This window comes from Bacillus sp. AY2-1, from assembly GCF_008368965.1.
Taxonomy (GTDB): domain Bacteria; phylum Bacillota; class Bacilli; order Bacillales; family Bacillaceae_G; genus Bacillus_A; species Bacillus_A thuringiensis_S.
In genome coordinates this window covers 1-13,409 of the sequence record NZ_QPEL01000059.1, presented here as the reverse complement: position 1 = coordinate 13,409, position 13,409 = coordinate 1, and the positions used below count along the sequence as shown (strand labels likewise).

Sequence of the window (13,409 nt, the reverse complement as noted above, 5' to 3'; positions counted from 1 at the left end):
TCACAAATTGTTAAAATTCGGACTTATTCGAGAGGGATGTGTATATTCTTTACCAAATGAAAAAACAGGACATAAGTATTTACACTCATGTCCTGCACTTAATTTACACTCTCGTAATTGCACGTGGAAATAAAATGTTATTTTCTACATGAATATGCTCAAATAAATCAGACTCTAGTGCTTCAAGGCGTTGGTAAACAAGTCGATAAGTGCCGCAAGCTCCTTCTGGAGGAGTAAAGTCATTTGTAACTTTACGAAGCTCTTTAATAATGTTGCCTGCGTGGTTATGTTCATTTTCCAACTCATCTACTACTTTACGTAACTTCACATAGTTTTCTTCAGTTGGATTTTGTTCAAATTCTAAAATTAATGGAAAATCTTCTGTTTCTTCTTTAATTAAATGTTGTTCTAGTTCCATCTTTAGTTCATGAAATAGCTTATGAATTTGAGCTAAATGAGGCTGACTTGCCCCATGAACACGTAATACTTTTGTCACATACGGACTTAATTGTGGCAACTCTTCATTTAAATAGCGATGATGCTTATTTATAACATAATCAATCAATTCGCGATAAGAAGCATTTTTCCAATCAATTTCAGATTCATTTAATCGTTTCATATTATTATAAAGCGTATTTAACTCTGTAAGCACTTCAGTAGCTGATAAATTTCTTTCATGAATTGCATCAATAAGCGGTTTATTGCCACCACAACAAAAATCTATTCTATATGATTTAAAAAGATCACTAGCTTTCGGGAATTGTGTAACGATCTCACCGACAATAGAAGTTTCAGTAAATGTATGTTTCATATGAACGCCTCCATAAAGTTTGAATGTAATTACTAAATTAAGAATAGCGATAAATGAAAATCAATGTGGTGATTGAAATCACTTATTATGTGTCATTTTTGAGAATAATAGTATGAAATTTATTTAAGAACACATCTAAATAAGAGAAAGGGATATTAAATGTAAGGCATTACAGTAAAAAAAGAAGCTTTTACTAAGCTTCTTTTTTATTACTATTATTCGCATGCAACTCCATCGCCGTCTCTATCTAGTTTACGACTATATCCTGGTTGATCTTTATATAGAGGAGCTTTCCCCGCAGCTCTAACTGCATCACAATTTTTGTAATATGCACTACTAGTATTTCCTGAGGTAGGTTGTGTTTGAGTTTGCTGTGCTTTTTGCTCTTCTTGTTGCTTCCGAGCTTGTTCATCAGCCTGACGTTTTTGTTCTTCTTGTTGCTTACGAGCTTGTTCATCAGCCTGACGTTTTTGTTCTTCTTGTTGTTTACGAGCCTGTTCATCAGCTAGACGTTCTTCATCCTCTTGCTTACGAGCTTGTTCTTCGGCTACGAGCTTGTTCCTCGGCTTGACGCTTCTCATCTTCTTGCTTTTGAGTTTTTTCGTCAGCCTCTTTCTTTTCTAGTTCTTTTTTCTTTTCGCTATCTTTTTGTTCTTCATTGTTAGAGGCAACTTTTGTACTAGTTGCTGTCGTTTTTTCAGAAGAAGGAGCTGAAATACCTAATAGCGCAACAAAAATGACAAATAATACGGCTGTAATAATAAATTGTTTTTTTGCTACACCTGTTTTCTTAATAACAGATAATATTGCAAGTACAAGGAAGAATATAAATAGAATGAAACTTAAAATAGCAAAAAATTCGATGACTGGGTGTTCAGATTTTGTTGTACCAGTCACTATTAATATAATTGAAATCATAAAAAGAATAACGGTAGGACGTCCATATTGTTTTGCTTTTCCATTTTTTTTAAAGAATGAAATGATACATAAGATTAAAAGAATAAAAGCAATAAAAAATAAAGCTGCACCAATATTACTCAAAATCGTCATTTTCATACCTCCATTTGTAAGATTTTTCTTATTGATTATATAGGAACTTATTGGATATTACACGTTTTATATAAATTTAGAAAATTAATATTTTTACTAGACTTATAAACATTTATTTGCATATAAGGGAAAATAGATATATTTACTATTACTTTTTGAAAGAGATTTCATAAATTATAGTATATCGATTGAAAGGAGGAGATTTGAATGGAATTTCAATTGTTGGTAACTTGTATATTACAAGAAGGTAATGCTTACTTTTTAGTAACGAAGGTAGACGATGTTATTACGTTAAAAGTACCGATTACTGCGGGAGTAGCAGGTTTATTTTTAGCTTTAGGTGTACCAAGATGTTCTTAATTTAAATATCTATAATAGAAGAGGAAGGGACATGCCTTTCTCTTCTATTATTACATAATATAATTATGTAAACTTTAATATCATATTTGTGATAGCACGTTTGAAATGGACATGCATATACTATAATGTTTCATTGGATGTTAGGGGTGGAAGGTAGTTTTAATAAGTGCATCCAGTGATGTTTTTAAGCTATGAAAATAAAAGAGGTGCTATTATATATGAAAAGAAAAACATTTGATATTCCAGTTACATTGCGAAGAGAGTGGTTTTTAATAGAGTTAGCTCATTTAACGAAAAAATATGGAATTGAAATTGCAACTAGCAAAATGGGTGCTGCACCGTTTTTAAGAGATCAAGTTACAGAATCAAAGATAGGGAAAGGGTTACAATACGATAAATATGATGATGAGTATATAATTGAAAATTAAAGGGTAACAACAAAATTAAATTAATTTATAACAAAATATAAAATAAAGCAGATTCTAAATATAGAATCTGCTTTATTATGAAATACTTCTAGTCAACTAACCTCTTTCTAGTGTTTTTCCTACATATTTCTCTTGCGTTATTCCAAAAGATTCACGAAGAATGCGAGCATAATCTTTAGATTCTATTGGTCGTTTATTTTTGGTGCCTTTAAAGGTTTCTGTGTAATTTTTATTTGTTAACGATATGTGACCATAAGTAGTTAATTTACAAGTGATAGCCCCTTTATTAAAAGGAGATTCTTTATGCTCTACAATCACTTTTTGAATGTTATTCACTTTTTTCTCATCTATTGGATCTAAAGTGAAAGCATAACCTATTTTCCATTCATTTGAAGGTTCAGATTGTAAGAAACTTGTAGATTCTCCGTTAGCTCCTTTTCTCATTTCTAAAATATGCGTACCTTTTCGAGTATTTCGTTTACGAATTCGATATTCTCCTGTTTGAGAGGAGATGGCTTCTCCTTTAAAAGGGACTGGATGTAAAGGGAGATGAGATGCAAAACCTGCATCCACAACATAATCTTTATTCTCATGACTTAATATGATAATGACATGACCATCATCGGGCTTCCATTTATTATCGTAAAGATCATAAACAGTACCGGCTACTTTGTATACTTGAAACCCACAATCAATTAAAAAATAATACAATAAGGAGTTTAATTCATAACAAAGTCCACCTCGTTTTTGAATAAGTAACTTTTCTATTAAGTTATCTTTTGAGATATTTTTAATAGTACCAGCCATAATATCAAGATTTTCATAGGGGAGAATCATTCCCATTTTTAATAAGATTTCATCTAAATCATCAAATGTTATTTCTTTTGCAGGAATTTTTAAGCGTTCAAAAAACTCCTTTTGTAAATTGGTCATCATAAAGTATTCTCCTTTCTTTTTACAGAATTTTCTTCTGCTCACCGATAGGTTAGTACTTCTACAAGGTTAATTCAAGTGCGCGGAAATTATCATAATATATGTTTCTGGAAATATGATTGTTTATTCGGAAATTTCAGTTTGATTTTTAATTGTAGGAAAGCCTTACAATATAGGGTCCTTTAAAATTATTTTGTATTTATTGAAAAGAAAGTACATATCTTTATTATGTTTTTAAATAACTAACTAGTAATAAAATGTTTTTTTACTAAAATTTTTTCAAGATTTGTATGCTTTATATAAACAATAATGATTTAAAAAATATCTGGATGTAGCGAAGTTAACAATTATTGAGAAACTTTTTTGTCGTATTCTATCAAAAGGAAGAGGTAGAAACAAAGAGAATAACGAGAGTTAAGGAAGAGGGTACACAACTAGTAACCTTCTAAAAATAGGGCTAACATCTTTTTAAAATCAAAGATTAGCTATTATTAAGGAAGGGAAAATATAAAATATTATAAAGAACACCTTCTTTCAAAAAAATAGGGGGAGTAATATGAGACTGATGAGAAGATGTGTGGCCTTACTAATTGTATTTTTTATCATGGCTCCAACGATTAGCACAAATGTACAGGCAGAAGTTGTAAAAGAGCTTGGAAAGGGGTTTCCTGACACAGAAGTATTTACACCTGGGGAATGGTTTTTAGGCCAAAAACCTGCTAATTATGATGAGAATAAACCACCAATTCTCTTTGTACAAGGAAGAAATGGTAATGCGGATAGTTGGTATGGAAAGACAGTATATCATGATATAAATGATATGTATGATTATGCTTTGAAAGCAGGCTATCAAACAGTGTTTATACAATTATATGATGCTGCGGGGAAAGGTTCGGCTAGTCAGTGGGATAACGGAAAACTGTTAGCACAAAAACTTGAAGAAATATATAATCATTTCGGTAAAAAAGTTAATATTGTAGCGCATAGTAAAGGTGGTATTGATACACAAGCCGCATTAGTTGAATATGATGCGAATCGATTTGTTGGAAATGTTATTACACTTGCTACACCGCATCACGGCTCAAATTTAGCAGATTTGTCATATAGTTGGTGGGCAGGGTGGCTAGCTTCTATATTAGGTCAAAAAGATGATGGTACGTACTCGTTACAAATAGGTGAAATGGCAAAGTTTCGTTCAACAATAGATAATAACCCAGCAGCTAAATTAAACCGTTACTATACGGCTACTGGGACTAGCTGGGGGCCAACATTTTCTGCATTATCTATGGGCGGGTTATATTTATCATCGTACGGTTCAAATGATGGACTAGTAAATGAATGGAGTGCGAAGCTATCGTACGGTACACATTTATTTACAGATTCCAGATTTGATCATGACAATATAAGAAAAGGATCAGCTGTTTTTACACGAATCGAACCATATTTACGTACGACAAATGTGGAATTACCAGCTTTAGTAGCATCCAGCACTAGTTCAAATGAAGATCTAGAACAATTAAATACAACTTCAAATCAAAATATTTTAGGAGGCGAATTACCACAAAATCAGTGGATAGAGCAAACCGTTACAGTTGATAAAAAAGCGGAAGGAATCGTTTCTGTACTAACTGCTTCTTCTGATGTAGAAGTACAAATGGTATCTCCAAAAGGAAAAATATATGCAAATAAAGATAGCGCTATAACTACTGGTGAAGGCGAATCTTTCTTTAATGGGGCGACAATTAGAACATTTAAGTTTGATAAATTGGAAGTAGGCGAATGGAAAATCAAAATGATGGCGAAGCAGTCGAAAGATGCATATTTAGTTGTAAGCGATTACAAGAATGACGCACCATTTGTTCTTCAAATACCTACAAAAGTTAAAGTAAATAAACCTGAGTATAAACTGAAAAAATCACCAATGGCACCTGAAATGAAAGGGGATCTTTCCATAACAGTAAGAGTCGTTAATAAAGAAGGTAAGTTAGTCTCTGAATTTAATGAATTACAAAATGTTAATACGAATACATTTACAGGTGCTTTGAAAGATATAAAACAACCGGGAGTATATAACGTTACGATGGATATAAAAGGGATGAATAAAGAAGGAAAACCATATAATCGTACGATTGTTAAGTCGGTTTATGTAGAGAAATAAGGAAGAATAAATAAGCATAATATAAAAGTGCAGAAATCTTGTGTTAGAAAGAATTCTGCACTTTTTTTGCGTGATGAGAGATAATAAAAGTCGAAGAAAACTGTTATTCAATAAAAAAAGATGCTGAAATAGCATCTGAATGTGAAGAAATAATATTAACTTAGTTTTGTAACTGTTAATTCAACTGAATTTATACCATTGTCACAAGTTACAATACTTTGACGATTAAAGCCACTATTATTTCTAAGGTGAAGAGTTGAATTAGCTTGCACTGTAACAATCGTTTCGCCAACGAGTTGAAGACATTCGTTATTTGATGAAGTATTCATTTGAATAGCGAAGTCACCTTGACTATTAGCAAGTGGATTGTTATTTAAAAATATAGTTATGACTGGGATATGTGGAAATACAGGATTTAAAGTAGTATTAATACTGGAAATGAACGAAACTCTATAATCACCAGCTTGTCTAAATTGTATAGTAGTAGGGTTTAGTAAGGAAACGCCTCCTGCTAAAGGTCCAACGTGATTAAATGGAAAAGGGTTGCCAAAAGGAACAGTTATAAATTCAGTTTGCCAAAAAGTTCCGTATGCAGGACAGCTTCGTTTATGTGAATGGTCACATGAACATTTTTTATTTGAACTGGAAGAAGATTTGCATGAGCATTTTTTATACGAGTTTGAAGAATGATAGTATGAACCCAATATATTACCTCCTATTCTTAATAAATGTAAAACACATAATAGTTTATGAAAATGAATCACAATTGGCGTGTATGCTTGTACTATAAAAGGAGATAGATTTGGAATATAAAGTGGTCAAATGATGAAATGTAGTATTGGGGTATTACCTTTAACACTTTTTGAAGATGATAAGGTTCAGAATTTGATAGAAAAATGAATGGGATTTCTAAATGGATTGAAGTAACGAGGAAACGTTTATCCCGCTATTTTCCGAGCAGTAAGACTCCCACCTCAAAATTCAGCGAAAGCAAAGAAGTTAGGTGGGGATGAACAAAACCCCCCACTGAGTAAAGTTTCACTTTACTATATTAATTTCGTATGACAAAACAGCAATATTATCTTTTGCTGTATGGATGTTATCGTTTGGTGAAGCTATGATATTTAATCGTATGTATATTAGATTATTTATTTTTTGTTTTTATTTGTGTAGCTGGGCAGGAAGAAGTCAGAAAAAATAGAATAAATGTACATATGAAGCATCGTTTGTTTTTGGTGTGAATAGTAATTAAAGATACGCTAAAATATTTAAAATTGTAACGAAAGAGAGATTAAATAATAGAAGGAGCAACTTACATGGAAAATATATTAAAGGTATCTTCAAAATCAAGCCCAAATTCAGTCGCAGGTGCAATAGCAGGTGTACTAAGAACAAGTGGTAATGTGGAAATTCAAGCGATTGGGGCTGGAGCTATAAATCAAGCGATTAAAGCAATTGCGATTGCAAGAGGGTTCGTCGCTCCAAGTGGTATTGACTTAGCTTTTGTTCCAGCGTTTCAAGAGATTTCTATCAATAATGAAGAGAGAACAGCGATTAAATTAATTGTAGGCCCTAGAAAGAAAAGGTCTTAGTAGAAGAGAGTGTTACTATAAGGGGAAAAGACTAATAGACTTCCCAGGTTAGATACGTTATTTTATGTAACCGATCCTTGGGTGTGGACACGGCATTATACCGGACTCATGTCTGTTAATTTCTCCTTAAATTTAGCGCGTATTCTAGATACTTAAAAATGCCAAATCCTTTGTGATATAAGGGATTTGGCATTTTTGATGTTTTTAAAAATAAACAACCCTAAAACTGCTCATTTAGAAGATTTAGTTTTAGTAGCGGCCATTGAACGTTTTTATGATAGTTTACCTGATAAATGGAGAGAAATAGTAGCAGACAATATTGATTGTGCTAGTTATGTAGATAGGAAATATGAAGCACACGTTTTAATGGAAAATGGTATGGAAATAAAAATAGAAATCTTTTATGTGGAAGAAGACAAAGATGAAGAATGGATATATAAAGCTTATAAAGTTTTATTATAGAAATTTCATTTTCATACAAAGGGGAATTGATATGAATTTTGAAAACTTTGAAAAATAAGAGCAATTTAAACAGTTACAAAAAAATAATGTTGTAATTGTGAAATGGAAAAAAAGCGTAAGGCAGTACAAGGAATTAGGAGAAATCACACATCATAATTCTTACACAATTAATCGTATAAATGAATTGATTTTGAAAATAGTTTAGATGTTGTTGGAAATATAGTTAGTATATGTCCGAACTGTCATAGGTTGATTCATTATGGAAGAGACAAAGATAAGAAAAAAGTTTTAGAACTTCTCTTTGAACAAAGAAAAGATTCTTTGAAGAAGTTCGGTATTGAGGTATCTCTCAAAGAGCTATTTGGATACTATGGAATTCTAAAATAAGAATATTCATAGCTATAGTGAAGGTAGAATGTTTCATACTTAAACATAGGTATTATTGTGATGGAAATTTAAATTTCGTCTTTTGAAAGTATCAATAATTTGTGTTATTTTTATAGGGTTATATATTTTTCTTTTGCTCTGCTGTATAGCAGAGCTCTTTTTTGTCGTACAAAAGCCACCTATATATGTGAAGTGCACCCCAATTGTTAGGCTGTGTCTAACAATTGGGGTGCACTTCAGTACTGCCGGGCGGCTTCTTTTAATTTATATTCACCAATTCATCAAACTTAAACTTAGTATTCAAACCAAAAGCATCTGTACAATATATAGTTTTCGTCATCGGTTCAATATGTAATACATTTATGTACATGTCTTGCACCATTCCATCACGATAGTATGAGGTATGTATTTCTTCTTCCTCGTGAAAAGATTGCATTAACGCTCTTTCTATTCGTTCCATAGTATCTTGTGTTAAAAAAGGTTTAGGTACTTTATATTGTTCCTCAAACATTCTATGTATTTCCTCGTATTGCTCCGGTATTGAAGCAAACGGATTCCATTTCACCATACCTCTTCCACGTACTACAGGAAAGCCGTTATATTCCATGATGTAATACCTCACTTTTGTTTTTTTTTACTCCACTACAAACAAACGTGCGTTCTTTTTTGGGGTTTGAAAAGGGACCATTTTGTTAACATGAATATTCAAAAATAATTTTTTAAGTTAGAATATTCAAAAACTTATTTATGCAAACAAGCATGTCATGATAACATTTAACAAAAGGGGGTAGAAGTAGATGAGTGTTGACATTATTTCTAAAGAAGAAATCACAAAATTATTAAACGACTGGTATCAAGCTATGATTTCACAACGTGTATTACAGTCTCAGAAAATAAAAGAAGATATTGCAAATAAAATCAATAATATTAAGGAAGACCAAACGATATTAGTCTACTACGCTTTATTGAATGCACGGTATAAACTGCTAATTCGGGATATGGATAGTACAAAAGATATTCTGGACAAAATCGAGCCTTTACCAGAGTCTACAGAAACATTTTTAGAGTACTATCATCATTTATTTAAAGCAATTTACGCTATTAATAAAGCAAACCATAGTGAAGCAAGAATGCAATTTGAAAAAGCTGAAACGTTTTTAGAGTACATGCATGATGAAATTGAAAAAGCTGAATTTAATTATTGGCTTGCAGTCCATTACTATCACGTATTAAAACCGATCTTAGCAGTTCAATTTGCTACAAAGGCGAATGAAGTATTTTCAATTAGTCCAGGGTATGAATTAAAAACTGCAGCATGCTTAAATACTTTAGGAATGGCACACATTCGACTAAATGAATTCGAAAGTGCAGAGGAATATTTACTTTCAGCACTAGGTACCTTCCAAAAATCTAATGATGAACTTCTTATTAAACGAGTTAAGCATAATTTAGGACTTTTATACGCAAGTCAAAACATGCCAGAGTTAGCAATTAAACACTTAGAGGATTCATTAGAAAATAACGCTAAAACTATGTTTCTTTTAGCAAGAGAACATTTTAAGTTAGGTTATAGTCATATCACTAATGAATATATTGAGAATGGCTATAAGATTAGCGACTTATGTTATCGTCATCATTTCCGAATTTTAAAAGCAGTACATAACTATGTACCGCAAGAAGAATTAGAAAATGTGGTTATAGAAGGTATTTCGTATTTTGAAAAAGAAGAATTATATGATTGGGTAAAAGAATATGCTTCTCTTTTAGGTGAAATATTCTATGGTTCAGAAAATCACAGAAAAGCAAGCAAGTATTTGCACATCGCTTTAGATGCAGACAAAAAGAGCATAGAAAGAAGGGCGCTAAAATGAAAAAAGCAATCTTATTAATGATGATGTTATCCGCTGTTTTTACTTTTGGTCTTACTAATGTAAAAGACATACCACAAAACGAAGCAATTGAAGTGTTTATGGATCATGGAGAACATATTTAAAACCTAAGGAAGAGGGCGCTTATAGTGTCCTCTTTTTAATATCTATTATTTATATGATGAGGTTGCAGGTACGTCTTTTGGTTATTGTTTGATAAACGTAAGATGTTTCTAAAAATGTGTATACAAAGGTGTAATTTTGTACTGTATATGTTCACATATTTGCTCACATTTTGTTCACGTACTATATAAAAAAGTATGAAAATCTATAAAAATAATTATTTCAATAAAATTTGTTTTAGATATTAAAAAGTGCCAAAACCCTTGTGGTATAAGGGGTTTGGCACTTTTGTGTTTTTTATATTTTATCAAATAAACAACCCTAAAACTGCTCATTCTTCTCCCAAGATTCAACGATATAGTATGGAAAACCTTATTATATCAAGGTTTATAAGTGTTGGTTTTCCTCGATGCTCACATTTTGCTCACATTAAATCTTTTCATATGTTATCAGGTGTTTTCATTAGATTTTATTATGCTCTCGAAGTTTTCTGCTGCTTGTTGCTGCATGTTCTGCGTGATGTGACTATACTTGTCTAAAGTCATTTGAATAGATGAATGTCCTAAGCGATCTTGTACGATTTTAGGGTGTTCCCCAGCCTGAAGCATTAGTGTAGCGTGAGTATGTCGTAAGTCGTGTATACGAATCCGAGGAACACCAGCTTTTTTATAGTGATCATTCAAAAAGCGATGAGGAGTATCTATATGTAAGGGCGAATGTATCGTATTGCCGGTGAAAATAAAAGCTTCTTCATTTAAATGTATACCCCAGCGGAAAAATTCTTTCTTTTTATAGGAGTAGTAGGATTGTAACTTTTCTATAACAAAAGAAGAGATACTAATACTTCTGTTTGAAGACTTAGTTTTTGTAGCAGCTTTAAATAATCCTTTTTCTGTTTTTACCAGTGATTTATTAACCACAATGCGTTTATTATCAAAGTCAATATCTTTCCATGTTAGTGCAAGTAATTCTCCGCGTCTCATACCTGTATAGATTGCAAGTAAGAAGAACATATGGTACTTAATATTTTTTTCTTTTAGATACTGGAGGAATCGATTACATTCTTCACTAGACCAAGTTTTCATTTCAACTCGCTCTTCACGCGGTTTTTTTACTTTATTCATTATATTATTATGTATGATTTCCCACTCTACAGCATGTTTGAATATGCATCTGAAGCAGCGATGAATATTGCTGATTGTACCATTTGACAGACCCTTTTCTTTAAGTTCAGCATAATAGCTTTGAATCATTACAGGCTTAATGCTTTTAATTTTTTTATAGCCATATGTAGGAAGGATATAAAGTCTGATTAAGCTCATGTCTTTTTCATACGATGTTATTTTTAATTCAGCTTTACGAAGAGGCTTTAACTTTTCCCATACATCTAAAACAGTTAATTGTTTGTCATCAAAATATATTCCTTTCTCTATCTCTGTAATCATTGTTGCAGCAGCATTTTGAGCTTCTTTTTTTGTTCTAAATCCACTTTTACTTTTTTGCTGTCGTTTTCCTGTGGTTGAATCTATACCGATATCAATTGTAAAAGACCACGTATTTCCACGTTTACGAAAACTTCCTTTCATATTCAACACCTCCTGAATCGTTATTTTTGAAAATTATGGTATTGTGATATTTGATTTTGAAATTTACTTGCTAATAATTGATTTTCATAATGTAAAAGTCTTTTTTCAGCAAACTGTGTTGTTACATTGAATTTTTCTGAGATTATATATGCTTTTAACTGTAGGGGAGGAAGCTTTCTTAACATAAAAGTAGGTACACAAAATTGTTGTGCGAAGTTTTTAGCCTTTGCTTCTTGATAATCTAGAAACATTTGATGCATTAATAATTGATTACCTGAATGAAATAGGATATGACAGGTCTCATGGCCAAAATCCTCCCATTGTTCTTGCTGAGAGATACGGTTATCAATAACTAAGTTAGCTATTTGATTTCTTTCTATTGCATGGCTTCCAAATGGAGCAAAATACAGCCAAATGTTTAACTTTTTCGCAATCTCCATCATATCAATTTGTTCAGGAACAATTATAGATAAGGATTGGTACAAGTGCTGGATATAATCTTCAAGTTGTGTTGTGTAGTAGGGTTGCGATTGAAACATATTTTCACTCCATTCAAACTATTAAAGAACATACGTTCTTCTTTATATTATAATATAAAGAATATGGATGGGAAGACTTTTTTGTAATTTTAGATTTAAAAACTTAAAATGTATATTTTAGGGTATAGCCTTTTGTCAGAAATATAGTGTTAGTGATACGGAAACAAGAAAAAGGTATATATTGTGAAGTAAGGTGGGAGGACTAAGATTGAAAAAACGAAAAATTTCAAGATGTTAAGAAGTGAATTATTATATTAGAAAAACTTCCTGACTATTATGATGTGTTGCTACATATATAGTAAAAAATTTAGGAACAGCATGAGGCTCTTGAAAATGCAAAGTTAAGGTGAAAGGAGTATAGGTTGGTGTGGTGATGGAAGAGAAGTTGGTATAGAGTTTTAATACATATCGGAACCGAGTTGATCATTTTAAATGATTGGCCGTAGGTTAAAAATACCTATGGTATTCTTTTTATATCGAAAGCTTCTGGTAATATTTATTTAGGAATAAATATTACCAGAAATGAGAAATAGTAAAATAAGCGTGGGGCCTTAGTTAGTATAAAGTTTAAACCCAAAGAAGCGATTTTGATTGTTATCTTCACGATCTAGTCTGGCGATAAATTTATTTTCTTTATCAAAGTGAGTGAAGTCCTCAGTTAGAATTTCATTTTTATTAATTGTAACAAAATATTGTCCTTTACCAAGGTTATTTAAAACGGAGTCTACATGCTTAAGTATTTTTCCTTTTACAGCAGGATTAGGCTTGGAATAAGAACCATCATGAAATAAAAATGTTATTTTCGGTAGATTGTTGCTGAGAGAAGTAAGAAACCAGCTCAAATCGAACATATTTATTTTCATGTAGTTTATCCCATGTGATCGATCATCTGGTAGTTCACATTGAATTTTCACACGCCCAGTTGTGGAATTATTTCTCTCATTTATATTACTGTCAAATTGAATGTTAAGTACACCGGCAGTATTATATGCTATCTCAGATAATTCTTGAAAACATTCTTCAATCTGTGAAATATGTTCATTGAAGGCATTAAATTCATCATTTTTTCTTTGAGTTAATAGTAATTTTTTACTTTTAAGAGTATTTATTTC

General features: G+C 31.7%; 14 protein-coding genes and 2 pseudogenes. 8 read left to right on the top strand and 8 right to left on the bottom strand.

The genetic code is table 11. From position 1 onward, the window contains the following. Positions 1-103: 103 nt before the first annotated feature. Both ric and DN403_RS14460 read right to left on the bottom strand, forming a co-directional pair. Entirely contained in the window at positions 104-811 is a 708-nt protein-coding gene (gene ric, locus DN403_RS14465) for an iron-sulfur cluster repair di-iron protein (protein ID WP_149185551.1), read from the bottom strand. A 215-nt stretch (positions 812-1,026) separates the two neighbouring features. After that, positions 1,027-1,861 (bottom strand): annotated as a pseudogene (locus DN403_RS14460) (excalibur calcium-binding domain-containing protein). A gap of 207 nt (positions 1,862-2,068) precedes the next feature. Here DN403_RS14460 and exsG point away from each other — a divergent pair. Both exsG and DN403_RS14450 read left to right on the top strand, forming a co-directional pair. Next, positions 2,069-2,221, top strand: coding sequence for an exosporium protein ExsG (exsG, locus tag DN403_RS14455; RefSeq protein WP_000395679.1), 153 nt, complete (start codon positions 2,069-2,071; stop codon positions 2,219-2,221). 218 nt (positions 2,222-2,439) lie between these two features. Beyond that, entirely contained in the window at positions 2,440-2,649 is a 210-nt protein-coding gene (locus tag DN403_RS14450) for a hypothetical protein (protein WP_000824195.1), read from the top strand. A 96-nt stretch (positions 2,650-2,745) separates the two neighbouring features. Here the strand turns inward: DN403_RS14450 and DN403_RS14445 are convergent, their stop codons facing one another. Continuing rightward, entirely contained in the window at positions 2,746-3,585 is an 840-nt protein-coding gene (locus tag DN403_RS14445) for an arylamine N-acetyltransferase family protein (protein ID WP_000988895.1), read from the bottom strand. A gap of 553 nt (positions 3,586-4,138) precedes the next feature. On the opposite strand from DN403_RS14445, the gene DN403_RS14440 reads away from it, so the two are divergent. Beyond that, a complete protein-coding gene (locus tag DN403_RS14440; protein ID WP_001238696.1) occupies positions 4,139-5,740 on the top strand; it encodes an esterase/lipase family protein in 1,602 nt (533 codons plus the stop codon). Positions 5,741-5,895: 155 nt separating this feature from the next. Here the strand turns inward: DN403_RS14440 and DN403_RS14435 are convergent, their stop codons facing one another. Beyond that, positions 5,896-6,444: a hypothetical protein gene (locus DN403_RS14435; RefSeq protein ID WP_000536157.1), complete on the bottom strand. Its 549-nt coding sequence runs from the start codon at positions 6,442-6,444 to the stop codon at positions 5,896-5,898. 612 nt (positions 6,445-7,056) lie between these two features. Here DN403_RS14435 and DN403_RS14430 point away from each other — a divergent pair. The 3 genes and pseudogenes from DN403_RS14430 to DN403_RS32190 all read left to right on the top strand — a co-directional run. After that, positions 7,057-7,332, top strand: a complete 276-nt coding sequence (locus tag DN403_RS14430; protein ID WP_000427801.1) for a stage V sporulation protein S — start codon at positions 7,057-7,059, stop codon at positions 7,330-7,332. 198 nt (positions 7,333-7,530) lie between these two features. Beyond that, positions 7,531-7,794 carry a hypothetical protein gene (locus tag DN403_RS14425; RefSeq protein ID WP_000478850.1) on the top strand — a complete coding sequence of 88 codons (264 nt, stop codon included), beginning with the start codon at positions 7,531-7,533 and terminating at the stop codon, positions 7,792-7,794. A gap of 186 nt (positions 7,795-7,980) precedes the next feature. Then, positions 7,981-8,181 (top strand): annotated as a pseudogene (locus DN403_RS32190) (HNH endonuclease); the annotation flags it as partial. A gap of 259 nt (positions 8,182-8,440) precedes the next feature. Here DN403_RS32190 and DN403_RS14415 read toward each other — a convergent pair. Then, on the bottom strand, positions 8,441-8,788 hold the full coding sequence (locus DN403_RS14415; protein WP_000456183.1) for a YolD-like family protein: 348 nt from the start codon (positions 8,786-8,788) through the stop codon (positions 8,441-8,443). A 190-nt stretch (positions 8,789-8,978) separates the two neighbouring features. Between DN403_RS14415 and DN403_RS14410 the strand changes: the two genes are divergently transcribed. Further along, positions 8,979-10,052 (top strand): response regulator aspartate phosphatase, encoded by a 1,074-nt coding sequence (locus tag DN403_RS14410; protein ID WP_098213891.1) that lies wholly within the window; start codon positions 8,979-8,981, stop codon positions 10,050-10,052. Further along, entirely contained in the window at positions 10,049-10,174 is a 126-nt protein-coding gene (locus tag DN403_RS14405; protein WP_000709202.1) for a hypothetical protein, read from the top strand. Before DN403_RS14410 ends, DN403_RS14405 begins: the two co-directional genes overlap by 4 nt. 447 nt (positions 10,175-10,621) lie before the next feature. On the opposite strand, the gene DN403_RS14400 is transcribed toward DN403_RS14405, so the two are convergent. From DN403_RS14400 to DN403_RS14390, 3 genes are all read right to left on the bottom strand, one after another. Further along, a complete protein-coding gene (locus DN403_RS14400; protein ID WP_149185550.1) occupies positions 10,622-11,758 on the bottom strand; it encodes a site-specific integrase in 1,137 nt (378 codons plus the stop codon). A 20-nt stretch (positions 11,759-11,778) separates the two neighbouring features. Further along, a complete protein-coding gene (locus DN403_RS14395; protein WP_149185549.1) occupies positions 11,779-12,297 on the bottom strand; it encodes an ImmA/IrrE family metallo-endopeptidase in 519 nt (172 codons plus the stop codon). Positions 12,298-12,848: 551 nt separating this feature from the next. Continuing rightward, positions 12,849-13,409: DUF2326 domain-containing protein (locus DN403_RS14390; protein ID WP_149185548.1), on the bottom strand; the 561-nt coding region annotated here is incomplete at its 5' end.